16 protein-coding genes and 2 riboswitches are annotated in these 25,068 nt (G+C 48.4%); of the genes, 9 read left to right on the top strand and 7 right to left on the bottom strand.

The features are described 5' to 3' along the window. Positions 1–289: 289 nt before the first annotated feature. The 3 genes from ACBP55_RS35340 to ACBP55_RS35330 all read left to right on the top strand — a co-directional run bounded on the left by ACBP55_RS35340 (position 290) and on the right by ACBP55_RS35330 (position 9,981). On the top strand, positions 290–4,861 hold the full coding sequence (locus tag ACBP55_RS35340) for an Ig-like domain-containing protein (protein WP_464648318.1): 4,572 nt from the start codon (positions 290–292) through the stop codon (positions 4,859–4,861). Further along, positions 4,858–7,593 carry a discoidin domain-containing protein gene (locus tag ACBP55_RS35335; protein ID WP_464648317.1) on the top strand — a complete coding sequence of 912 codons (2,736 nt, stop codon included), beginning with the start codon at positions 4,858–4,860 and terminating at the stop codon, positions 7,591–7,593. The genes ACBP55_RS35340 and ACBP55_RS35335 overlap by 4 nt, the downstream gene beginning before the upstream one ends. A gap of 84 nt (positions 7,594–7,677) precedes the next feature. Further along, positions 7,678–9,981, top strand: coding sequence for a PDC sensor domain-containing protein (locus ACBP55_RS35330; protein WP_464648316.1), 2,304 nt, complete (start codon positions 7,678–7,680; stop codon positions 9,979–9,981). A 48-nt stretch (positions 9,982–10,029) separates the two neighbouring features. On the opposite strand, the gene ACBP55_RS35325 is transcribed toward ACBP55_RS35330, so the two are convergent. Further along, positions 10,030–10,386 carry a DoxX family protein gene (locus tag ACBP55_RS35325; protein WP_464648315.1) on the bottom strand — a complete coding sequence of 119 codons (357 nt, stop codon included), beginning with the start codon at positions 10,384–10,386 and terminating at the stop codon, positions 10,030–10,032. Between the two features lies 1 nt (position 10,387). Beyond that, a complete protein-coding gene (locus ACBP55_RS35320; protein WP_464648314.1) occupies positions 10,388–11,155 on the bottom strand; it encodes a DODA-type extradiol aromatic ring-opening family dioxygenase in 768 nt (255 codons plus the stop codon). A 164-nt stretch (positions 11,156–11,319) separates the two neighbouring features. On the opposite strand from ACBP55_RS35320, the gene ACBP55_RS35315 reads away from it, so the two are divergent. Beyond that, on the top strand, positions 11,320–11,640 hold the full coding sequence (locus ACBP55_RS35315) for a winged helix-turn-helix transcriptional regulator (RefSeq protein WP_464648313.1): 321 nt from the start codon (positions 11,320–11,322) through the stop codon (positions 11,638–11,640). Between the two features lie 774 nt (positions 11,641–12,414). On the opposite strand, the gene ACBP55_RS35310 is transcribed toward ACBP55_RS35315, so the two are convergent. From ACBP55_RS35310 to ACBP55_RS35300, 3 genes are all read right to left on the bottom strand, one after another. Continuing rightward, the gene (locus ACBP55_RS35310) at positions 12,415–12,795 is read right to left on the bottom strand and encodes an ArsR/SmtB family transcription factor (protein ID WP_464648312.1); all 381 of its coding nucleotides are present in this window, start codon (positions 12,793–12,795) and stop codon (positions 12,415–12,417) included. A gap of 1 nt (position 12,796) precedes the next feature. Further along, the gene (locus tag ACBP55_RS35305; protein WP_464648311.1) at positions 12,797–13,222 is read right to left on the bottom strand and encodes an SRPBCC family protein; all 426 of its coding nucleotides are present in this window, start codon (positions 13,220–13,222) and stop codon (positions 12,797–12,799) included. A 168-nt stretch (positions 13,223–13,390) separates the two neighbouring features. Continuing rightward, positions 13,391–13,624: a hypothetical protein gene (locus ACBP55_RS35300; protein WP_464648310.1), complete on the bottom strand. Its 234-nt coding sequence runs from the start codon at positions 13,622–13,624 to the stop codon at positions 13,391–13,393. 236 nt (positions 13,625–13,860) lie between these two features. Between ACBP55_RS35300 and ACBP55_RS35295 the strand changes: the two genes are divergently transcribed. Further along, complete coding sequence (locus ACBP55_RS35295) at positions 13,861–14,862, top strand: Gfo/Idh/MocA family protein (protein ID WP_464648309.1); 1,002 nt, start codon at positions 13,861–13,863, stop codon at positions 14,860–14,862. A 530-nt stretch (positions 14,863–15,392) separates the two neighbouring features. On the opposite strand, the gene ACBP55_RS35290 is transcribed toward ACBP55_RS35295, so the two are convergent. Beyond that, on the bottom strand, positions 15,393–16,742 hold the full coding sequence (locus ACBP55_RS35290) for an APC family permease (protein WP_464648308.1): 1,350 nt from the start codon (positions 16,740–16,742) through the stop codon (positions 15,393–15,395). An 87-nt stretch (positions 16,743–16,829) separates the two neighbouring features. Beyond that, a riboswitch (guanidine-I (ykkC/yxkD leader) is annotated at positions 16,830–16,933 on the bottom strand. Between the two features lie 193 nt (positions 16,934–17,126). Further along, a riboswitch (guanidine-I (ykkC/yxkD leader) is annotated at positions 17,127–17,224 on the top strand. Positions 17,225–17,294: 70 nt separating this feature from the next. Between ACBP55_RS35290 and ACBP55_RS35285 the strand changes: the two genes are divergently transcribed. The 4 genes from ACBP55_RS35285 to atzF are packed head-to-tail and all read left to right on the top strand — an operon-like array spanning position 17,295 to position 24,200. Beyond that, on the top strand, positions 17,295–18,017 hold the full coding sequence (locus ACBP55_RS35285; RefSeq protein ID WP_464648307.1) for an urea amidolyase associated protein UAAP1: 723 nt from the start codon (positions 17,295–17,297) through the stop codon (positions 18,015–18,017). Next, a complete protein-coding gene (locus ACBP55_RS35280) occupies positions 18,018–18,671 on the top strand; it encodes an urea amidolyase associated protein UAAP2 (protein WP_464648306.1) in 654 nt (217 codons plus the stop codon). It abuts the gene before it with no gap. Positions 18,672–18,728: 57 nt separating this feature from the next. Next, positions 18,729–22,349 carry an urea carboxylase gene (uca, locus tag ACBP55_RS35275; protein ID WP_464653541.1) on the top strand — a complete coding sequence of 1,207 codons (3,621 nt, stop codon included), beginning with the start codon at positions 18,729–18,731 and terminating at the stop codon, positions 22,347–22,349. Between the two features lie 18 nt (positions 22,350–22,367). Then, positions 22,368–24,200 carry an allophanate hydrolase gene (gene atzF, locus ACBP55_RS35270; protein ID WP_464648305.1) on the top strand — a complete coding sequence of 611 codons (1,833 nt, stop codon included), beginning with the start codon at positions 22,368–22,370 and terminating at the stop codon, positions 24,198–24,200. 306 nt (positions 24,201–24,506) lie between these two features. On the opposite strand, the gene ACBP55_RS35265 is transcribed toward atzF, so the two are convergent. Beyond that, a complete protein-coding gene (locus ACBP55_RS35265) occupies positions 24,507–24,704 on the bottom strand; it encodes a PspC domain-containing protein (RefSeq protein WP_464648304.1) in 198 nt (65 codons plus the stop codon). Between the last annotated feature and the right edge of the window lie 364 nt (positions 24,705–25,068).

Genomic DNA, 25,068 nt, shown 5'->3' with positions numbered 1-25,068 from the left:
TGTCTGGGCATGTTTTTTTTCATTTGGGGAAGTGACCTATTGGCGGATCAAGTTACATCTTTTAAGACAGTACTATTGAGGCTGTTGAATTGCACTCTTACAGCGATGGATCGAAAGAAATGCCACGTCCGACAAAAACTGTCTATTGTGATTTCAAGCGCATTTGATAAGGTTAATCTCATCATACGATGGAACCCAAGATTTGAGTGGAGGTGAGAGGAAGTGTGACGAGCGTTGCATGCAAACACGCTCTAATCAGGCTATTCATTAGGGAGAAGGGAGTTCTGTGATGCTTAAAAAAGTATGTCTCATCATCTTCGCAATGTTATTGTTTATTCAATCCATAGGTATGGCATCGACTGATGTACCTATCGCGCATGCGGCCGAGTCGGATGTACCAAAGCTGCTAAGTGATAATACATTAGGCCAGTTGTTTCCGGAAAATACACCGGTCATTGATACCGGAGCCATATATGATTGGCAGCAGGAAGGAATATATGCTACGAATGGCGGGCTTTTAGCTGCAGATCCTGGCAAAGCGGCCAAAATGACAGACGGTTCTGTAAGCGTTGTCACATCGACCTACAGTCAATTAGGAGCAGCTCACGGAACGCTGGTCTATGACCTGCAAGCCGTATACCGGGTATCCGCCTTGCAGGTTTGGTCCGAATTCTCGGGAACAAGCGGCTTGAAGCAGGTCGAGATTTATGCAAGCATCGACGGTGCGAATTACAACCGCGTTGCAGATACCGAAAGTACATACGGGGATGACGCAGGCATCGTTCCTGTGACCAGCAGCATCAAACCTGCCCCATATGCCCGATATGTAAAGGTCATCCTGCACAAAAATCCGGCTAAGCTCACGATGAGCATAGGAGAAGTGGCAATATGGGGCGACGCTGCGGAAGCGCCGGCGATTCTAAGCAATAACCAGTTAAAAGCTGGTGGTTACTATGCCACAGGGATGCCAAAGCTGGATACAAAGGCAACCTATAAATGGAGCGCCGAACAGCCTTTTGTGACGCAAACTGGTTTAATGACGAGCGACAATGAAGCCGGCGCTAAGAATGATGGGAGCGTCAGCGGCTTGCCTGATCTAATTGACGGTTCGAGCACGGAGGAAACGGCAGATACGACAGCCAGTATGGCCGCAGGCTCCCAAGGGAAATACGGAACGGTAACTTTTACATTAAATGATGTGTATCAGATCGGGAATATCGATGTGTGGTCCAAAGCGGAGAGCGGTAATTTCATGGACGGCTATGAGGTTTTGCTGAGCGTCGATAACATCAACTATTTCTCAAGCGGATACACTGCCAATCCTAACAGCCGATATACAAATAGCATGGTTAATACGCCTTCCTACGGCATCCCCGGCAAACATGCGAAATATGTAAGAATCGTCATGCATAATGCCAACGACTCCGACCGACTGATTGCCGGAGAGATCGCAATCTGGGGCTGGAAGCTGTATGATGTGACGCTTGCCAAGAAAGATAACCCGGATCAGGTCGAATTCACGACCTATGTGAAAAATTACAACACGCTATATCTGGATTGGTCTGCGTATAATTCCGTAGTCAATAAGGTCAATAAATACAGCATCTACATTCAGAAGAGCGACTTTACGACAACAAACGGGCTACCCGCTCATGTGACGGCCAATAACGGATCGGTTGAACAGAAGGGGAAGTTTCTGCTTGTTTCTTCTTTGGAGCCTGAGACGACTTATTACATCGCAGTAACTCCGACGAGTGCCGCCTCGGGCGAACGCAAGGATGTTAGCGCGGTCAAAATCACGACACCTAGCGTTCTCGGCGGGGAGAAGGTCGGGGACATCTTCGCTATTAACGATACGCCTTATGGCGGAGGCAATTATGTGCAGCACGGGAGCAAAGAGGATGAGAACATCATCCGCAAGCTTATTCTGACGAGAGGCATCGAAGGGATTAACTTCAACCGTTGGTGGATTCATGATTCTTGGGTCAAAACGTTCTCTAATAAATACGGGGTTGGGTTCCATACGTTCTACCACGGGCCACAAGATGTTCCGATGGAAAACAAACAAGGAACCTGGTCCTTCTCCACGGTTAATGAGCCTGACTTAAAGGGCACAAATCCTTCTGCACTGGCCATGCAATTTAAGCAAAACCACGAGAGCTTGAAGGCGGTGGATAGCCGAAACTTACTGGTCGAGCCTGCTCTTGGCGGAACTGAACCAGCAAGTATGACTTGGCTTGAGAACTTATATAAATCAGATGGGCAAAATGGGGCTTTAGTGAAAACCTATTTTGACGTGCTTGATGTACACCCCTATGTGAAAAACCATGAAGGCAGCTTGCCTGGACTCATTCCAGGTGCGCCGGAAATGCTGATTAAGAAAATTGAAGATATCCAGGCGCTGAAAGCCAAATATGGCGATCAGGAGAAGCCGATTATCTTCACTGAGCTAGGATGGAGCACCTATACTGGAAGCAGTTATCTTCGTCCGGTGAATCTGATCACACAGCGCAACTATTTGGCTAGAGCTTATATGCATGCGATTGCTGGCGGGATTAAGAGAATGCACTGGTACGATTTCCAAGATGACGGACTCGATGCGACCAATCTAGAACATAATCTGGGACTCATCGACTGGAACGGCATCCCGAAGCCAAGCTATTATGCTTACTATACGATGTCTAAGGTACTGAAAGACGCCAAATACGTAAGGGCTCAGCCGAATGTCGAGCATCCGTACTATGGTTATGAATATTGGCATGAAGGGAAAAATCAGTATATCACATCGCTTTGGGCGGCGGATGAATCTACCAAAACAGCAACCTTCAAAACGAAGGACGCCGGGCTTACCGTTGTAGGTATTGACGGAAGCTATACCTATTTGCCGGTCAGCGATGGTAGCGCAAGCTTAACGATTAATGGCGCACCTGTGTTTATTTACTCCAGCACGGGCGTTGAGATTTCGTCCATTGATGATTCCTTTGTGTTAAAGACTCCCTCGGTGGATGTTAGACGTGGAGAGGTTATCCACGCTGCGATCAACCGATTCGGGATGGGTGCGGAGCTGGACGGAAGGTTGGAGCTAATTGGTCCATCCGATGAATGGAAGCTGGAAGGTGACGTAAACTTTACAGCGGGAACGACGGCCATTCCGATTACTATTCCCGTTCCGCTTAACGCGGAAGAGAAAGTCCAGGAGCTTACGCTCCAAGTCATCTCGGGCACATCGCTTGTTGCGTCCATGAAATTAAAGGCTAATGTACTGGAGACGATCAAAGTCCGCATGGCGCCTGAGATTGCTGTACCCGGGCAATGGGATCAATGGAATGCGGCAATTTATGTGGAGAATGCGACTGAGGACAAGGAGCTTAGCGGCGCTATAAGCGTTACCGAGGCTGTATATTTGGTCTTAGGACAAAGCGGCCCGATTGCTTTCAATGGTCTCTTACCCAGGGAAATTAAGAAAATAACGATTCCGATCACCGAGCTTCCGGAAAAGGCGAGAGCCAAGCTAAAACTCATGGTTGAGTTGGATAGCGGATTTACGAAGATCGTGGAGAGACCGTTTAACTTTATTGCAGCTGTGAACGACCAGACGGCGCCGATCATAGATGGCAAGCTGTTAGAGGCAAGCTGGCATAATGGCATGCCTATCGTCATCAACCGAGCGGATCAAAATAAGAACATCGCCAATTGGGGCGGTGAGCAGGATTTAAGCGGCAAAGGCTATCTGAAGTGGGACCGCAATCATCTCTACTTCGGTATGGAAGTTCAAGATAATATCCATGTTCAAAAAGGAACTGGCGGCGACATGTGGCAGGGGGATAGCATACAGTTCTCTATTGATACGGGAAGAGTTAACGGCATCGGCAGCGCGGAAAACAACGAGTTCGGTATCGCGCTAGGAGAACAAGGCCCGATGGTCTGGAGATGGTTGTCAGCTAACGGTAAACCGACAGGAGAAATGACGACTGTGCAAGCGGTGGTTAATCGCAGCGACATCGCCACCACCTATGAGCTCGCGATTCCGTGGTCGGAGCTGCTGCCTGAAGGCCAATCGCCACAGGACAAAGACATCTTCGGGTTTTCCATGCTGATTAATGAGAATGACGGAACTACTCGACGCGGTTGGCTTGAATATATGAGCGGGATTGGTTCCAGCAAAAATACGCAGTTGTTTGAAGATTTGATTTTCACCGAAATCGCTGCGCCCGAAGTGCGAGTAACAGGAGTTACGCTGGACCAAATGACGGCATCATTGAATCTGGGAGAAACGGCCGTCCTGAATGCGACGCTCCTTCCAGGCGACTCAACCAACAAACAAGTTCGCTTTACATCGAGTGATCCAGCGGTGGCAACCGTTGTGCAAGGGGTCTATGGTCTGCAAGCAACCGTCACTGGTCTGTCAGCGGGTACGGCAACGATTACTGTGACGACAGACGATGGTGGCTATACGGCAATAAGTACGGTGACAATCAAGGCACCTGTAACAGACGGCGATGTGCAAGTAACAGGGGTTACAATGAACCGCTCGACCGTAACTTTGAAAGAGGGTCAAGCGATATCCCTGAACGCAAAGGTCCAACCAAGCAATTCAAGTAACAGGAAGGTCCGCTTCACATCGAGCAATCCGGCGATTGTAAGTGTTGCTCAAGAGGTCGACAAGCTGCATGCAACTATTACTGGAGTGTCAGAAGGTACAGCGACGATTACCGTGACGACAGACGATGGCAGTTATACGGCGAGCAGTATAGTAACCGTCAAGGCACGTTCAAAAGGTGATGACATGCCTTCTGAAGCGGCCGCCGACGAAGCTGTTCCGATCCTGTACGCCACATTCCAGAGAGGAGCTTTGCCATGAGATTTATGAAAAAGAGCTGTGCTCTTGTCGTTGCATTTGCTTTTCTGCTCGGTTTGGTTTTCGTTGCTATTCCTTTGGAAAGTCAACCTGTTCAAGCGGCAAACGGCGAGAAGGTACTAAGTGGAAATGTGATCGGAGGGACACTCTTCCCTGAGGGTACAGCGGCTATGGCTACCGGAGCGTCCTATACCTGGTTGACAGAAGGGATCCATGCGACGGATCCGGCTCTGATCGCTTCGGATGACACCAGTGGGCCGGATATGACGGATGGCAGTAACGGTCCAGACGATAACACGAGCAGCACAACAGGGAGCGCGGAAGGCTCTGCTGCATATGGAACGCTTATATACGACTTGAAATCCGTCTATAAGGTATCATCGGTGAAGGTATGGGCGGACACGGACAATAACAGTCATATGAGGAATTTCGAGGTATATGCCAGCTTCGACGGAGTGACTTACAATCGGGTCGGGGCAATGGACAATGCGAATCCACCAGACTCGGGTTTTGCCCCCGTTACGCTTGCCGTCAAGCCTGTCGTTTATGCGCAATATATCAAAGTCATTATGCACAAGGATCCGGCAAAGCAAGTCATGAGGCTAGGTGAAGTGGCCGTATATGGCGATACTCTGGAGCCGATGGCTATTTTGAGCAATAACTATTTAAGGTCTTCCGGCTATTATTATAATACGTCCCTTCCCAAGATTGCGACTGGCGCATCCTACGAGTGGTTGACCGACTACCCGTTCATTACAGATGGAGATTTAATCAAATACGATAACGATAGCTCCAAGAATGATACCGTAGGGGGAGCACCGGACTTAATCGACGGTTCCAGCAAAGAATCCGACGCTGCTTCTACGACCAATTCGATTTGGGGTTCGAAAGGGAAGTTCGGCACGGTTGTTTTCAACTTGAACGATGTGTATCAAATCGGAAAAATCGATGTATGGACATTGGCATCAGGTGGTAACAAGTTCATGGACGGGTATGAGGTTCTCGTTAGTACCGACGGTGTGAACTATACGTCTCTCGGTTATACGCCTAATGCGAGCAGCCGCACAGCGAACGTGATCGTGAATACGCCGGGCTACGGTGTTCCAGGCAAGCCTGCGAAATACGTCAAAATTATTATGCATAATGCGAATAATTCGGAGATCTTAACGGTCGGAGAAGTGGCGATCTGGGGCTGGAAGCTGTACGACCCTGCGCTTCCGAAGAAGTCGACGCCGGATCAAGTTGAGTTTACTGCGGAGCTCAAAAATTACAGCACGCTATATCTGGACTGGTCCAGCTATAACAGCGTCGTCAATAATGTAACCAAATACGGCGTTTATATCGAGACATCTCCTTTTGCGAGTACGGCAGGGTTGACGCCGAAATTCGTGGCTGAGGCCAAGTCCCTTGAGCAGGTCGGCAAATACTTATCGTATTTCGCTCTGAAGCCGGAGACCACCTATTATGTAGCCGTAACTCCCTTCCATTCGACCGGTGGAGAGAGGAAAGATGTTGAGACGTTGAAAATTACTACGCCATCTGTTCTTGGCGGGGAGAAGGTCGGAGATATATTTGCCATCAACGATGCTCCTTACGGTGGAGGAAACTATGTGCACCATGGCGAGACGGAAGATGTGTTCCTGATGACAAAATTGCGTCTTCTTAGAGATCTTGGAGGAATCAATAAGAACAGATGGTGGGATCACAGCAGCGCGATGAAGACGTTGTACGGCAAAAGCGGACTAAATTTCCACTACTTTTATCATGGCCCAAGCTATGTTCAGTCTGATAATAATGGGGGAGCCTATACGTTCTCAACTTATAATGAACCTGATCTTGCCAAAAGAGATCCGGCTGCTGCAGCGGCCGCCCTCAAGGCAAATCATGACAGCTTGAAAGCGGTCAGCAGCAAGAGCTTGCTTGTAGAGCCTGCTCTCGCCGGCCTGGATCGTTTAAAAGCGGATGAGGGCTTGAACTGGCTGGATGCCTTGTATAATTCCGATGGACAGAATGGCGCCTTTGTGAAAACGTATTTCGATGTCATGGATGTCCATCCTTACGTCAAATATGAGTATCCTGCTGTTCCAGGTCTGGAACAAGGCGCACCAGAAAAGCTTCTCCAATCGTTCCAGGAACTGAAAACCGTCATGGCCAGCCATGGTGATGGAGAAAAGCCAATCGTAGTTACCGAGCTAGGCTGGAGCACCTATACAGGCGGAAGCTACTTAAAAACGGTGGATCGATCGACCCAAAGAAATTATTTGGCCAGAGCATACATGCACGCCATCGCAAACGGAATCCGAACGATGCACTGGTATGATTTTGCCGATGACGGTACGGAGACCAACAATTTGGAGCATAACCTCGGTCTGATCGACTGGAACGGTAAACCGAAGGAGAGCTACTATGGTTACTACACGTTGATTAGGGTGCTTAAGGATTCGAAGTATTTGGGTACTGTATCAAATATAGCCAATCCCTATTATGGTTATCAATTCTGGGATGAGAATAAGAACCAGTACATCACATCTTTATGGGATGCTAGCTGGAAAACGACAAGCAGCTCTTCCAGAACGGCCCAAATTGCGACATCTGATCCCGGTGTAACGATTGTTGGAATAGATGGGAGCTTCAAATATATTGCTGCAGTATCAGGAGTTGTAAGCGTACCTCTGACTGGAGCACCAGTGTTTATCTACTCCCTTGCCGGCGTTACTGTAAATACCATCAACTGATAGGAAGACCAGATTTTCCCTCCCGGACAGCCGTGTTAATGGTACAATAGAAAACAAAACAATGCGCCGAAGCGGAGGTCCATCATGAGAACCAGCATATCCGGAAAAGCCATGATGATATATGGTATCGTATTCCTCTTCATCATCACCCTGACCTTCTGGTTGTCCTATACTGGCACCGTGGGCAGGCTGCAGAAGGACTTACAGGATGCTAATCTTGCACTGCTGAAGCAGGTTGATTCCAAGATCGAGGCTGCCTTTCGCCAGACGGAGAAGGATCTGCTCTCCATGGCGGAAGGGCTGGAATTTGTTTATTTTATGAATAACAGCTACAGTGATGACGGTCACAGGTATAGCATTTACTATACATTGACAAACAGATTGAGGGAATTTATTTCAAATAATCCGAATTATTCCTCAGTCTTTGCGTATTCACATATCAGTGGCGACTTAATGACAGAGGAAACCTATTTAAAGCAAGCTTCGTCAGAGTTCAATTGGTTGGCCCAGTACCTGGATATGCCTGAATATTTTAAGTGGCTATCGACTCAGAAGGTATGGGATGGTCATGAGACCCAAGATGTGATTACCTTGGTCCGCAGCTTTCCTAGCCTTAGCAGTCCTGGCTTCAGGAAGGGTCTAATGGCTATTAGCATCAAAGAGGCTCAGTTGTCTCAGATGATTAAAGCGATCTACGAGGATGGGCACGCTGGTCAATTTTTCATTCTGGATGCGGAAGGGAATGTCGTCACTCATGACGATAAGAACCAGCTTTACCGCAACATGAAGTCGCTGCCATATATACATACGATCTTAATGGATCCTGACAGCGGCTCTTTCAATGTGAAGCTGGACGGGATTCAGGAGTCAGTTTTTTACCGGACGAGCGGATACACAGGTTGGAAATTTGTCAGCATAATGCCGGAGTCCACCGTATTTGAGCCGATCAAGGTTACACGCAACCTGCTGCTCACATTTGCCGTCGTGATGTTCTTTTTGGCATTGGCTGCATTATTTTATGTGAACCGCTGGACCTTTAAGCCGCTGGATCGTTTGGCAGGTAAGCTGTCCGGCGTGAACAAGCGTAGAGGACAGGGAGCAGAGAGTATAGGACTCAGAAACCTGGAGCATATATTCGATGAGATGGTTACAGACCGTGAGCACTTGGAACAGCATGTCAGGGATTCGAAGCCTATGCTCAAGTGGAAGATCATGATGGATGTATTGAACGGCAACCGTTCCGATTTCCATGCGATGTATCATCATTTGGAATTTTTAGGGATTCACATGTATTCGGAGCGCTTTATCGTTTGTACGGCTGAGATTGGCAAGGAAGGAGAACAGCTGAATCCGCGGGACGAAACGTTGTACACCTATATGTTCTGCAATGTCGCGGAGGAGCTGATCCGAACTGAACATGCGGGTTTGGCCATTGATTTGGGTGGTGGCCGGGCGGCTGTTCTTCTCAGCTTTGCAGAAGGTGATTCGGAGCAAAATCATTTGAGAACATTAGTCATACTTGAACTCATCCTTGATATCATGAAGAGGCAGTTTGGCTTAACGGTAACTGTCGGAGTCGGCAAATGCCGCATGGAGATGAAAGAGATACCGAACTCCTTCGATGAGTCGCAGAAGGCGCTTCATTATAAGATGATCTTTGGTAAGCATTCGGTCATATCGGTAGACGACTTGCAGCCGCCGGATCGACAGGATTATTACAAACTTAGCCGGATGATCGATCCGGTGATGGAAGCCATGAGGCAAACAGATCGCGTCAAGATGCTAACGTACTTATCGGATGCATTCCGTGAAGCGGTTGTGAGCAATCTTCCTCCGGAGCTGATCAGGCAGCTATGCTACGACCTTGTGATGAAATCTTTGCAAACCGTCAAAGCCATTGGGATTGAGCCGGAAATATCGATGGGTCCCCTGAGCAGCTTTTATGACCGGATCGGGAAGTGTGAGAACTGGAAGGATGCGGAACGGCTAGTCGGAGATACTCTCGAGGGCTTGGCTTCACAAATTGAGGAAAAGCGCAATTCACGTGGGAAAAATGAGACGATCGAGCGAATGCTGGACTATATCCAAGAGCATTATCAGGAGTATGATCTGTCCTTAGATCGGTTGGCCGAAATGTTTCATCTCACTCCGCCTTACATCAGCCGATTGTTTAAGGATCACACGGAAAGCAATTTTATCGATTACATGATCGAGATTCGCATTAAAGCGGCTATGGAGCTTTTGAAAGATAAGTCCATCAAAGTTAACGACGTTTCGGGAGCGGTCGGATATGCAAATACGAGAAGCTTCCTACGCACCTTCAAAAAATATACAGGCTTAACGCCAACGGAGTATCGGGAACACATGTCGAAGCCTATTCCGTCGTAAATTACAAAAACGGGTATCACCTGCCATCTGGCTGGGATACCCGTTTGCTTATGCGCGTTTGGATCGTCTTAGCACAACAATTAATGCCAGGAGGAGAAAGATAAGCGGTAATGCCGCGGTGCTCATACCTTGACCTGATCGGACATGAGTTAGCATGGCGCCAGCCATTATAACTACAATAATCCCAGCGGAGAAGAATGCAATGCGCGGATTCCAGAAGCCGATAACCAGTCCGATTCCTGCTAATAATTCAATAACTCCAACGACATACATGGCGTTTAAACCATACCCGTAGGTTTCTGTAAAAGCTTCCACCTGCATGGGATTTGTGGATAATTTCATAAAGCCAAACATTAGAAACGCGACTGCCAGCACACCTTGAAATATGCGAGTCGTCCATTTCATGTTAAAAAGAGACCGAAAGATAGCTGAGCGAACCGACTTCATAGCTGCGATGAATTACTTGGACGGGACGTTCCGGGTCACCGCTGCCCATTGTAATAAAGAGCGGAATGAAATGCTCTGGTCTTGGCACAGCCATGCGAGCATTCGGGGCTAAAGCAGCGTAGTCGAACAGCGCTTCCAGGTTCTGCGATTGCATGTTCTGGATGAGCCATTCGTCGAAATCAACAGCCCAAGCGTCTGGCTCTTTGGCATCCCAATTGAGAGCTCGCAAATTATGCACAGTAGCACCGCTTCCGATAATCAGGATATCCTCCTGATCGAGGCCGCGCAGCGCTTCGCCAATGCGATACTGCTCCGCAGGCGGCAAGTACGGATTGACAGACACTTGAATGACTGGGCATGCAGGTAGTGGGAACATCCGTAAAAGCGGAACCCATGAGCCGTGGTCAAGCCCGCGCTGTGAATCCAAATTCACAGGGATGCCTTTCGCCGTGAAACGGTCAGCGATCATTCGAGCCAGTTCCACATCCCCTTTGGCCGGATATTTGATTTGAAACAACTCATCCGGGAAGCCGCGGAAATCGTAGATCGTGTCATATACGTCATTGGTGGACGAGATAGTGAGTACCTCTGTTTCCCAATGAGCTGTGAAAATGACAATAGCTTTCGGGGAAAGCTTCTTGCCATAGTCGAGCAGGAATTGTGTGCAAGCTGTATCTTGAATAGCCATCATGGGAGATCCGTGTCCTACAAATATGGGTGAAATCACGATAAAAACACTCCTTTTTAAATTACTTAAATTCACTTAGTTACTTTATGTAACTGATACTACGCCAAATTTATAGTTTCGTCAAGTAACTAAATTACTTTTTGTAACCTTGTATATCCGTGTCCACTTACTCTATAATAAATAGACATATAGAGGTGATAAACATGGAACGAAACCTATTGTGTCCTCGTTTCGAGAAAGCTGTAGAAATCCTCAGCAAGCGCTGGACATCGCTTATCGTTTTTCAATTACTATCAGGCCCGCAGCGGTTCATAAATATCGATCAGGCACTTCCAAATTTGAGCGGCAAGGTGTTGTCGGAGCGATTGAAGGAGCTTGAGCATGAAGGTATTGTTAAGAGGGTAGTATTCCCAGAAAGTCCGGTTCGTATCGAATATTCACTTACGGATAAGGGGCAAGCGTTGGCTCCGATTTTCGGTGAAATTGCGAAGTGGTCACAAGAGTGGCTTCCAGTTCAGGAGTAGGGTAAAAAAGGTCATCCAACCTGTAGAAATTAGCAGGGGAGATGATCTTTTTTTTTGTGGAGGATCTGAGAGATTATGAAGTGAACGCGTGCAAATCCTGGAGTGCGCGTTGTAGTGTCGCGTGGTAGTAGTCGGCCTTTTCATGGATTGGAATCCATAGTTTATAAATGCAGATATGGGATTGTTGACTGAATCCACACATTTGGATGGATGATGTTGTAAGTCTGAATCCGCACTCATGGTTGAATGATGTTGTAGGGCTGAAACTACACTCTTGGTTGGATGATGTTGTATTTTGTGCAACAATTGTTGCCTCTACTCCGCCTTCTTCGCCTCATTGTTGTAAAAAATACAACTTTTTGGACCACATATAGGCTGTTTCTCCACAAATGAGTCAGAAATGTTGTATGGAATACAACTTCTACCTGCTATTTAGCCATTTGAGGTGAAATTTGTTGTATAAAATACAACATTGGTAAAGAATGAAAGGCGCTTACTCGAGATTGTGTGGTAGATGGAGATGTGTAAAGTGCTCACTTGCTAGAGTATGGAGAAATGGAGTTGTCTAAGTCTCACTTGATGTCTGTGGAGAATTGGAGAAGTGTAAGACGCTCACAATTGAGAGTGTGTTGGGAGATAGGGCTGTCTAAGATTCTCACTTGAATGTGTATGGGGGAATAGAGTTGCTGAAGAGCCAACATTCTTTTGCCAAGAATGATGCATTGGATTGAAAAAAAGCCGAGGGTCCGATGAACCGACGGCTTTTCGTGTTTGTTATTCGTGTTTCGTAGGATCGACCAATTCCAAAACGGATAAAGCATTTCCGCCTTCCTCGTCGTCCGATTCCACGAATCGTTTGAGCACGTTTAACTTGTTTTCCCAATAGCGTTCATAATAGGATAGCCAACGCTTCAACTCCATAAGCGGTTCCGCCTCCAGCCTGTATCGGGTCTCGCGGCCGACTTTGCGTTCTTTCACCAACCCGGCATCAGCCAAAATGCGAAGATGCTTGGACACCGCGGTGCGGCTCATCGGGAAATGACCGGAGATAACCGTGACGGGCATCTCTTGCTCGCCGAGCAGCTGCAACACCTGACGGCGGGTCGGATCGGCGATCGCTTGAAAGACGTCATGCTTCTGCGAGGGGACTGCCATCTTAAGCCTCGACGTGAGCAGCCAGTTTCTTCGCCAGGCCAACCCAGCCCATCGACATGGTCTCGCGAACCGCAGTGTGAGGTTGACCGAATTCTGTAACTTTGTCCGCATCCCAGCCGGAGTGGATGAGCGTAAATTCGGTTTTGCCTTCCAAATCGGTCAATTCAAAAGTCAGCGACCAATCCTTGCCCCATGCAAAAGTCAAACGGTTCGGCGGGTCGAGCTCGGTTACTTTACAAGGGGATTTGCCAAAAGGTCCTGCTTCCAAATGAAATTCATAGCCAACCTCTGGCTTGAAATCATTGGGCATGAGCCAAGCTGCGATGCCATCAGATGTCGCTACGGCATTCCAAACTTTTTGAATCGGCGCGTTAAAAACAAGTGTTTGCCTGATATCCGGCAATGTGCCTTGAGTCTGATTTTCCATAAATAAAAAGCCTCCAATGATTAATTTTTTAGGATTTTGTTTTTACTTTACTCTTATGACGTAAACGCAGGGCCGACAATTTATCGTCCACCGCGACATTGCTTACAAGACGATAGTCCGTTTTTTCATCCATCAACTTCCACAGAATGTCTCGGTTAATGTCGGTTTTCACCTTTGAGCTTTGCTTCGGATAAGTAATCCAGAACAGCCGTTCAAATGGGCAATTGCTTTAGGGGCCCACTCCTCCACCTCGGCGGCATTGTTAACAAATAGCTGAACGAAATCGTAGGTCCCATTCGGCTCCTCGTTATCCTCAATGCCAAGCTTGTAGCCTTCAGGTGCCTGAAGAACGAGGGCTCGTCCTTGTTTATAGCGCAGCTTTTTCAGCAGTTCCTCCTGCATTGTAAGTCAATCCTTCCCTTATTTCCTTTCTGTATTGTGCCCAAAAGATTAGGTTTTCCAAAGGCATTGCAATGTGAAACCAATTGGTTACATAACGGATTATACGAAACCTTTTGGTTTCATGTCAAGGGGGTTTTTAGGCAACAATTCTGCCTTCCTGTTTCTGTTCTTTTTTTCAACAGTTCTGAAATCATGGTATAGTTATGAAAAACAAGAGTGGAACAAAGGAGAACGATATGATACGTTTTGCTGTTATTGGAACCAATTGGATTACGGAAGAATTCATTCATGCTGCCCGCGAGACGGGGGAGTTCGTCTTAACTGCCGTATACTCGCGTACGGAGGAGAAAGCTGCGGAATTTGCTCAGAAATTTGAGGTTTCTCATATCTATACAAGCCTAGAAACGTTTGCACAAAGCAAGGAATTCGATGCGGTTTATATTGCTAGTCCGAACTCGCTTCACGCTGAATATGCGGTACTCTGTATGAATCATGGCAAGCATGTTATTTGCGAAAAGCCTGCGGCATCCAATACTGCTGAACTCTCAGCGATGATTAAGGCTGCACAAAATAATAAAGTGGTGTTCATGGAAGCCCTCAAGTCCACACTACTTCCTAATTTCAAGGCCATTCAAGATAATTTACATAAGCTGGGTAAAATTCGTCGTTATTTTGCGAGCTATTGCCAATATTCCTCCAGATATGATGCCTATAAGCAGGGGACGGTTCTGAATGCGTTCAATCCGATTTTTTCCAATGGCTCATTAATGGATTTAGGCGTTTATTGTATCTATCCGTTGGCGGTACTTTTTGGTGCTCCCGATCGTGTACAAGCAAGTGGAGTACTGCTGGAGTCAGGTGTAGATGGCGAGGGCAGCCTGCTTCTTAGCTACAAAGAGATGGATGCGGTTATCATGCACTCCAAAATATCGAGCTCCTATCTGCCTGCAGAAATTCAAGGCGAGGATGCGACGATGATTATCGATAAAATCAACACGCCTGAAAAAGTTGAAATCCGCTACCGAGATGGTTCGGTAGAAAACCTGACGCGGGAGCAAGCTGTGCGAACGATGCGCTATGAAGCGGAAGAATTTATTCGACTTATTAAAAGCGGAGCATTAGAGTCCACGACAAACTCACATGCGAATTCCAGCATTGCCATGGCTATTATGGATGAGGCTAGAAAGCAGATGGGGCTTGTTTTTCCTGCTGACCTTAAATCGGGACATCTCGAATAAGTAAGGTGGCTTTCCTACAGATGATCAAAGCGTGCCGATTCAACACTCTGCCACTAGCGAGAATGAATAACGATTTACCCGTCTTTTTAGGCAAGAGTGGCCGGCTATCAGGGTTGAGTAAGTTCGATACAGGCAAGTGAAGAAAAGTGTGATATCTATCTGCGAAGGTAAGTAAAGTTTGATAGGCGAGCGAAGTTGTAATTTGTACAACATTATGCAAGATAATCGGTATTATCGCGGCAATTGTTGCAAAAAATACAACATATTTTCCCGAAAGTGGCTCAATTGGGTGAAATGCGGGGAAAATGTTGCACAAAATACAACATCGGCAGCTTGTTGAGAAGAAACAGCCGAAATTGTTGTACTCTGTACAACTTCTGTCTATTTAGGCCGGGTAAAACACCCAACCCCCATAACGAGCTATCCCTATTCGCAGTAGCCTTACTTCTCCCGATACCATTCCTGAAATGTAAAAAAAGGTTGTCTCACTAGTAGCTAAAAGCTACCAATGGGACAACCTTTTTCTCATTCTATTCCAAAGACCCGGAAGGACGGCCGCTGCTCGTGATGATGGGCCTGCTTGCCACAGTTAGCGTACGTGCGGAACGCTTTCGAATCAAATGATACATAATGCCCGCGAGGAGCCATACGCCTCCCATCCATAAGGCGTCTTTGTCGAGCAAAGACAGTAGATAGCCAATGAAACCGGCTCCGATCAACGGCATAATGAGATAAAGGAACGTTTGCTTCGGCGAGCGCTGCTTATCTTTGATGTATTTTTGGGCGATAACGGAGATGTTTACAAAGAAGAAGGCCGTCAATGCCCCGAAATTCACGAATTTCACAGCATTGTCTAGCGATATGACAAGAGCGAGCAGAGAGACAACGCTGACGATAACGATGTTAGTGACTGGTGTGTTGAACTTAGGATGAAGGGCGCCGAACACCCGTTTAGGGAGTATGGAATCGCGCCCCATCACAAAGAGGAGACGAGAAACGCTAGTTACCGATGATAAGCCTTGGGTGAAAATGGCGAGTATAAGCACTGTGATGAATACAGAGCTAAGTGCGGCTCCGCCGACGAGCTTCACGATCTCGAAACCAGCCGAATCGGTATCGACGAAGGTTAGCTGTGGATAAACCAGCTGTGTCAGGAATGACGGCACCAAGTATAAAATGCTGGCTGTAATGATGATAATCATGATCGCCCGCGGAATCGTTTTCTCGGAGTTTTTGGTTTCTTCCGACATGGTTGTGACCGTGTCAAAGCCTAGAAAGGAGAAACAGATCATCGATGCTCCGGCAAGAATGGTGGAAAAAGGGACTTCGGTTTGCAGGAATGGCTGCAGCGGATGAACATCTCCGGTGATATTTCGGAATAGGAAAAAACAGAAGACGGCGATAAAAAGAATCTGAATCCAGACGAACAGCTTGCTGATATTTGCAGAAAACTTAATGCCAATAATATTTACGATGCCGAGGACGAAATTGAGCCCAATGATCCAGACATAAGCTGGAATGGACGGGAACTGTGCGTGAAGATAGATACCGAAGGTGAGGCAAGCGATAATGGGGGAGAAGAAGTAGTCAAGAAGCAGTGCCCAGCCGACCAGGAAACCCAAGTAGGGATGTATGCTTTTCTTCGTATAGGTGTAAGCGGAACCTGATGTAGGAAAAGATTTGGACATGACACCGTAGCTGTACGCGGTGAAGAAAATGGCAACGAAGGCAAGTAGATATGCTTGCGTCAGCATGCCATGCGCATTCTCATAAGCAATGCCATAGATGGAGAAATAGATCATAGGCGTCATCCATGCCAGCCCCATGTAAACGACTTGGGATAGGTTTAAAGATTTGCGCAGTGTGACTTCTGATTTCATGATGTTGACACTCCCTTATCCTTGTTTTCCAGTGATCGTACGGAGCGTATATGCAAAAAAGCCAAGGAGATATCTAAGAAACAGATATCCTCCCGGGCTTTTATCCCTCCGTGAACACAGGGTTAGCTGTGCGTTTTCTCTTGGTCCAGACCGAGACTTCTTTCGCTCGCGGAACCCTAGAAAACCATGTATGTGATGAATCATTACTTACCTATTAGTCAAAAAAAGGTCTTTTGCTTTCTTATGTTAGAATCCAATGATATGTGTAAGTTAATATAACACAAAGTTAATCATATGAGAAGTATTTTAGATAAAAACAGGAATGAATCTAGAAGTTATTGACACATACCATAAACGATGTTATGTTTAGTGACACAAACGAATACGATTGTTTACTAGGGTTCCGCCGGCATGACCGGGCTGGTCCGAGAGTAAACCGCTCTTGCACAAGAGCGCCACGGAAGGATAAAAACCTGGGAGATATCACCAAGACATTTGAGTCTTGTGATGTCTCCCTTTTTGTTTAACGACATGGCAAAGGAGATGGGTAGCATGGATAACATTTGGAGCAAGACAATAGGGCCAGGCGGCAAGTGGTCAGGAGCGGTTGGTAGAGGGAAGTTGATTCGTTTTACGGCGCTGGAGGCGGGTGCGAATGTGTCTATACAAGTGTTCCACGCGAGGGATCTTACAGAGCGCTACAATATGCCGGATACGCTGAAAGCCCAGCATACAGCCCATTTGACACGCGGTAACGTGCTGATGAGTGACAACGGCCGAGCGTTAGTGAGCATCGTGGAGGACAGTATCGGTTGGCATGATCCGCTTAGCGGATATATAAGCCGTGCGGCTACGGATGCCAAATACGGGACGACGAATTTTCAAGAGCAGCGCAATGAGTGGCTGCGGAGCGGGCAGGAGAACTTCGCGGTAGAGCTGGTACGTAATGGCCTTAGCATGCGCGATATGATGCCGGTTGTGAATTTATTTTCCAAAGTGTTTTGTGATGACAATGGGGATATGCATTTTAGTGCGACTCATTGCCCTGCGGGTGCAACGGTTACGCTGCGTACGGAATTAGATGCCTTGCTCGTCTTATCGAACACGCCGAACCCGCTAGACTCAAGATCAACTTATCCTTCTGTGCCTGTCAAAATGGAAGTGCTGACTGCATCGCCTGTGGGTGAAGATGATTATTGCTTGAATTACCGCCCGGAAAATCGCCGAGCTTTTGGAAATACATGGGAATATCACACGCTGTTAGGAGGAATTTAAATGGCTGTTTTTAATCGAGTAGAAAGCCCTCGCATCACCCGGGATGCCATCTATAGCGAAGTTATTCAAGCGGGAGACGGTTGGATGCGGGTTTTGAAGCCAGGGCAGGTGCTGCGCATTGTCGATCTGGAAGGGAACCAGGCGGCAGACACGTTGTTTTATGATGCAGAGAATCCGGAAGATCATTATAGTGCGGTTGCGACGATTACAGGTCAAAGCAACATTTATCTCAGCACAGGCTCGGTCCTCCGGGCAGAATCCGGTAAGGCATTGCTTGAAATCGTAGCCGACACTTGCGGGCGCCATGATACGGTCGGAGGTTCGTGCTCGGCTCAAAGCAACACGGTGCGTTACTCGCACGATAAGCTGTCGATGCATAATTGTCGGGATACGTTTATGTTACAGCTTGCTCAGCACGAAAGCGGAGCGTATACGAAGCGGGATTTGGCGCCGAATATTAACTTCTTTATGAATGTACCCGTCACACCGGATGGTGGACTGAAGTTCGATGATGGTGTTTCCGCTCCGGGCTGCTATGTAGAGGTCCAGTCGTTAGGCAGCTCTATGGTGCTTATCAGCAACTGTCCACAGCTTAATAATCCTTGTAATGCCTATAATCCGACGCCGATCCAGGTTCTTATTTGGGAGAAGTAAGTTCCTTTGCTTAAGAGGAGATAGATGGTCTACGAAATTCTAAGGGGTGTGGATACGATGTTTACTAAAGTGCTGATTGCTAATCGTGGCGCTATCGCTGTACGTATTGAGCGTACTTTACGCAAGCTCGGGGTTAAATCCGTTGCTGTATATACAGGGGCAGATCAAGATAGTTTACATGTGGATGGCGCGGATGAAGCTGTTCTGATCGGGGAAGGACCGGCGAAGGAAAGCTATTTGAATACAGAGCTGATTTTGAAAACAGCGCTGGAAACCGGTGCGCAAGCGATTCATCCCGGTTACGGCTTTCTAAGTGAAAATGCCGATTTCGCTCGTGCTTGCCGTGAGAATGGCATTGTATTCATCGGACCTACGCCGGAGCAAATGGAAATGTTTGGACTCAAGCATTCTGCGCGAGAAATTGCCGAAAGAGCCGGCGTACCGATGCTGCCCGGGACTCCATTGATTAAAGAGCTGGATGAAGCCATAGTTGAAGCTGCGCGTATTGGTTACCCTGTTATTCTTAAAAGCACAGCAGGCGGCGGCGGTATTGGGATGCGCGTTTGCGCTGATGAAGCAACACTAAGAGCCGCATATGATGGCGTTCGCCATTTGGCAGAGACGAATTTCAAAAACGGCGGCATGTTTCTCGAAAAATATATCGCGAGAGCTCGTCACGTTGAGGTACAAATTTTCGGTAATAACTACGGTGAAGTTGTTACATTAGGTGAGCGCGATTGTTCCATTCAGCGCCGTAATCAGAAGGTTATTGAAGAAAGTCCGGCTCCGAATCTGTCGGATGAAGTGCGTGAGGCGATGTTCGCCTCTGCGAAGCGTCTTGCTGCTGAAGTGGGCTATCGCAGTGCGGGTACCGTGGAATATCTTTATGATCCGGAGACGTGTGAGTTTTACTTCCTTGAGGTCAATACCAGACTTCAGGTTGAGCACGGTGTGACGGAAGAAGTGCTGGGTATTGATCTTGTCGAGTGGATGGTGCTTGAAGCGGCTAATGAGCTTACCAACATTCAATCGCTTATCCGTAAGCCGGTAGGGCACAGCATTCAAGCGCGGATTTATGCGGAGGACTGCCTCCAGCAGTTCCGTCCGAGTGCGGGGCAGCTGGATCGGGCGGTCTTTTCTGAAAAAGCAAGGAATGAGACATGGGTCAGGGATGGGTTGACAGTAACGACGCTATACGATCCGATGCTGGCTAAAATTATTGTCCACGGTGTAGACCGTTTGGACGCCATTCGTAAATTGATCGAAGCGTTAGCGGAAACGCGCATGTATGGAATTACAACGAATCTGCAGTATTTGCAGGCTCTTCTGCAAGAGAAAGATTGCGTAGACGGGAACGTCTTCACGCAATTGTTGAATACGTTCGAGCCCGTGGAACGGGCTCTGGAAGTTGTAGACGGCGGGATCCAAACCACCGTCCAGGACTTCCCGGGCCGCATCCGCCACTGGGACGTGGGTGTACCCCCTTGCGGACCGATGGATCCGCTATCGTTCCGCATCGGTAACAAGCTGCTTGGCAACAATGACGATGCCTGCGGATTGGAAATGACGCTGCGCGGAGGTTCATATAAATTCCGCAGCGACATGTGGTTCTGCGTAACTGGCGCAGATATGCAGGCGGAGCTGGATGGAACGGCTGTTGTAACGTATAAGCCGGTGTTGGCGGCTCGCGGTCAAGTGCTGAGCTTCGGCGAGGCCAAGGAAGGTATGCGCACTTATCTTCTTATCTGCGGCGGCTTGGATATGCCGAAAATTCTCGGCAGCTCATCTACGTTTACGCTAGGCGGCTTCGGTGGTCATGGCGGTCGAGCGCTGCGTACGGGAGATGTGCTGGGTGTGAAAGAAGGCGGAAGTCCAGTTCAAGAGGCGGCAGAGCTTGCTCTGGAGCATCGTCCTGTGATGACGCGAGAGTGGACGATCGGTGTGATCCCTGGACCCCATTGTACAGGTGAATTTTTGCATGCAGAATACTTGGATCAATTGACGGAAACGAGTTGGGAAGTTCATTTTAACTCCTCGAGGACAGGAGTTCGTTTGAAAGGGCCTGCGCCGCTATGGACGCGTGAAGATGGCGGGGAAGCGGGGCTTCATCCATCCAATATACACGATAATGCGTATGCGGTCGGTACGCTGGATTTGACGGGAGATATGCCTATTCTTCTTGGATCGGATGGCCCGAGTCTTGGCGGTTTTGTATGTCCAGTGACGACGGCTTCGGCTGAGTTTTGGAAGCTGGGGCAGCTTCATCCGGGTGATGCCATTCGATTCCATTTGCTGACACTCCCAGAGGCGGAAGCATTGCGTGATCAGCAGGAAAGTAATTTGCGTGCGATGGGTGAGGGGAATCTAGGACAGCTGGTACTTGTGCAGCTCCCTGCTACTAATGAGGAGATTACACCGGAATATCCGCGTCTTTTCCAAGAATCTGCTAATCGCAGATTTCCTATTACGATCCGCTGCTGCGGCGATCAGAATTTACTTGTTGAGTATGGCGAGCTTGAACTGGATTTGCTGCTGCGCTTCCAAGTGCAGGCTTTGATGCAAGCGATTATGGAAAGTGGCTCGATTCCAGTGCTGGATTTAACGCCAGGGATTCGTTCCTTGCAAATTCACATCGACCCTTCACAAATAACGGTAAGTGAAGCGTGTGAGAAAATTGTTGAGATTGACGCAGCTCTGCCTCCTTTGGAAGAGTTCCGCGTACCGTCGCGTATTGTTCGTTTGCCGCTTTCCTGGGATGACCCCGCGACACAGCTGGCGATTCAGCGTTATCAACAAGGGGTGCGTCCAGATGCGCCGTGGTGTCCGAGCAATCTGGAATTCATTCAACGCATTAATGGATTAGAGACAATTGATGATGTTAAAAAGATTGTTTATGACGCTAATTATTTGGTACTTGGATTAGGTGACGTGTATTTGGGGGCTCCTGTAGCTACGCCTGTCGACCCGCGTCATCGCCTAGTCACAACGAAATATAACCCTGCACGAACTTGGACACCTGAGAATGCCGTTGGTATCGGCGGTGCTTACATGTGTGTGTATGGAATGGAAGGTCCGGGCGGATATCAATTCGTAGGACGTACGATTCAGATGTGGAATCGTCTGCGCTCGACGGAAAGCTTCAAGGCGGGTAAACCTTGGTTGTTAAGGTTCTTTGATCAAATTCAATTCTACGAGGTCAGCGCAGAGGAATTGCTTCAACTACGTGAAGACTTCCCGAGAGGCAGATATGAAGCGGATATTCAAGAAACGACATTTGATTTAGGCGAATATTTGCAATTCTTAAGCTCAATCGAAGAGAGTGCGGAAACGTTCCGCAAGCAGCAGCAAATTGCTTTTAAAGAAGAGCGGGAAAGCTGGAAGGCGAAAGGGTTGGCGGAGTACGTATCCGAGCAGGAGACTGTCAATGAAGGACCAGAGGATGAGCTGCCGGCAGGAACTGTTGCTGTACGCGGTATTATGCCGGGAAGTGTGTGGAAACTTCTAGTTTCTCAGGGGGAACAAGTGAAGAAGGGTGATCAGCTGGCAATTCTGGAAAGTATGAAAATGGAGTTCCCGCAGCATGCGCCTTGTGATGGCTATGTTTCTATGATTGGGGTGAAGCCTGGAGATCAAGTTCATGCAGGTCAGTTGATTCTCGGTATTGCACAATCTGCTTAAGGAGAGAGGTGTCTGTAGATGACTGAAAGAATCGAAGTGGCAAAGGAATTAACTATCAAGTGGCTCCGGGATAAATATGAGAAGCAGGAGTTAACGCCGCAAGAAGTGATAGCAGCTATTGTGCAGCGCTCGTCGGATGATGTAGATATGAATATTTGGATTACACCGCCGACGATGGATATCATTCAGCCTTACTTGGAAAGATTAAAAACGGTTTCTATGGCTGATGCGCCGCTGTGGGGAATTCCTTTTGCGATCAAGGATAACATTGATCTGGCTGGGGTGCCGACGACAGCTGGCTGCGCGGAGTATGCGTATACGCCGGCGGAGCACTCAGGTGTCGTGGAGAGATTGATTGCCGCAGGAGCGATTCCGGTCGGCAAGACGAACTTGGACCAATTCGCGACGGGGCTTGTCGGCGCGAGAAGTCCTTACGGTGACGCGAATAACGCGCTTCGCCCGGAACTGATCAGCGGCGGCTCGAGCTCCGGCTCAGCCGTCTCGGTAGCTCGTGGCCAAGCGGCGTTCTCGCTTGGCACAGACACGGCAGGCTCGGGTCGCGTGCCTGCAGCTTTGAACCGATTGGTTGGCTATAAGCCGAGTTTCGGCGCCTGGCCAACCAAAGGGGTAGTGCCTGCCTGTGCGAGTTTAGACTGTGTAACCGTCTTCGCGCACAGCTTGGATGACGCGCTAGCCGTAGACGGCGTAGTGCGCGGGCTTCACGCGGATGACCCTTGGTCACGCAGTGTAACAAGGGAAGCCGCTAAGCTTCCGGCCAAAGTTTTTCTGCCGGAAGGTGAGTTGGGTTTTTATGGTCCTTATGCTTCGGAGTACCGCGCTGCGTGGAACGCAGCTGTTGAGAAATTAAAGGGATTAAGTGTTAAATTAAACATCCCGGTTGAATATATCGATGTTGCGTTGTTCGCTGAAGCGGCGGCAATACTGTATGAGGGCCCTTGGGTGGCCGAGCGTTGGGCAGCCTTGGGCGACTTTATTGAAGCGAACCCGGGGGTGGCTTACCCGGTGACGGAGAAAATTCTCCGCTCTGGTTCCGCTGCGGAGTATGATGCGGCATCCGTGTTCCACGCGATGCATAAGCTGCAGCAGTTCAAGCTGGAAGCTCGCAAACTGCTGAAGGCTGGGGTGCTTGTCATGCCTACCTGCGGGGGGACGTGGACGCGCGAGCAAGTGCTGGCTGATCCGATTAGTACGAATCGGGATATGGGGCGCTACACGAATCATTGCAATCTGCTTGATTTGTGCGGAGTTGCTGTGCCGGCGGGTGATGCGGCTCCGCAGACGCCTTTTGGCATCACGTTCTTCGCGCTCGCTGAAGAGGAGAGCTTGATCTGCGGCGCAGCCGAGCAGTTCGTAGCGGGTGATGTGGACGCCGAACTGGCATCGGCTGATGAAGGGATTGCGCCGCGTGCTGCAGGCTCGGCGGCGGATGAGGTTGCCGTGGCAGCGGCGCCGACGACGCTGGTCGCGGTCTGTGGCTTACACATGCGCGGCTACCCGCTGGAGAAGCAAATGCTAGGCTGTGGAGCACGGTTCATCCGGGAGGATGAGACCGCAGCGAAGTACAGCCTGGTGAAGCTGCCGACCACGCCGGCGAAGCCGGGGTTGGTAAGGCAGCAGCAGGGCGGCGCAGCCATCCTGCTGGAGGTTTGGGAGATGCCGCTGGAGGCATTCGGCGGCTTTGCGGCTGCGATCCCAGCTCCGCTGGGGATCGGGAAGGTTGAGCTCCGGGACGGCACGGAAGTCCCGGGCTTTGTTTGCGAAGCTTACGCGGCCGCGGGCGCGGAAGATGTAACAGCTTTGCGCACATGGCGCAAAGTGGTGCCGTTATAACAAAGAAGGGGCCGTCTCAAAAGTAGATAAATCTACTTGCGACAGCCCCTTATGGCCTACTGATCTTCTGGGAATTCGAATTGGTATTCAGAACGAAATTCATACTTCCATTGGATTTTTCCAATGGAATCGACTTTCAGGCTTCAAAATGCGTTCTTCTATTGGAATAAATCCAATGGAATTGATTTTTATGCTGCCGAACCTCAACTTCTATTGTATTTTCTCCAATGGAAGTTGCAGATAGACTGCAAAAATCATAAAATGAGTTTTCATTTTTCCAATTAAGACTTATAAGACAACCTCTTTTTATATGTGGCTATATGGCATTTTCGGAACAAGGATAGAGCCGATGAAGTAAAGCAGTATGACGGTTCCGAAGCTGCATAGTGCAGTAAAAGCAACGATTAGGCGAATGATGGTTGGATTAACTCCGAGCCATTCTGCGATTCCTCCGCAAAGGCCGGTTAATTTACTGTCTGTAGTGGATCTGAATAATTTGTTCATTGTATAAGTCTCCTCTCAAATGTAAGCATGTTGTATGTCTGCTTCGTTCTTATGTCTATATTGTAGCTTGTTCGAACTTCTACGAAAACGGACCGCCGACGGTTATGGAAGCTGTACTAAAGTCGGGGAAGCCCCACTACTTAAGAGGAGTTTAGGCATGGTCGATAATTCTTTTCGTTATGTAAGACCGCTCTGTTGTTTATCCCATGTTGTATTAACATCAACATTGTCGGAACTGTTTGCAGCTACGGCAATGTTCCAGTCGAGGATGCCGTCCGGAATGTCTTTCTTCTCGATTCACAAGGACTGAACGACGTGCTGGTCATCGAAGGGGCGCAACGGCCAATGACAGGTGAAGTGAAAA

Source organism: Paenibacillus sp. WG02, assembly GCF_055396115.1.
The sequence above is the reverse complement of the archived record's forward strand: the minus strand, read 5'-3'. Positions and strand labels throughout refer to the sequence as shown.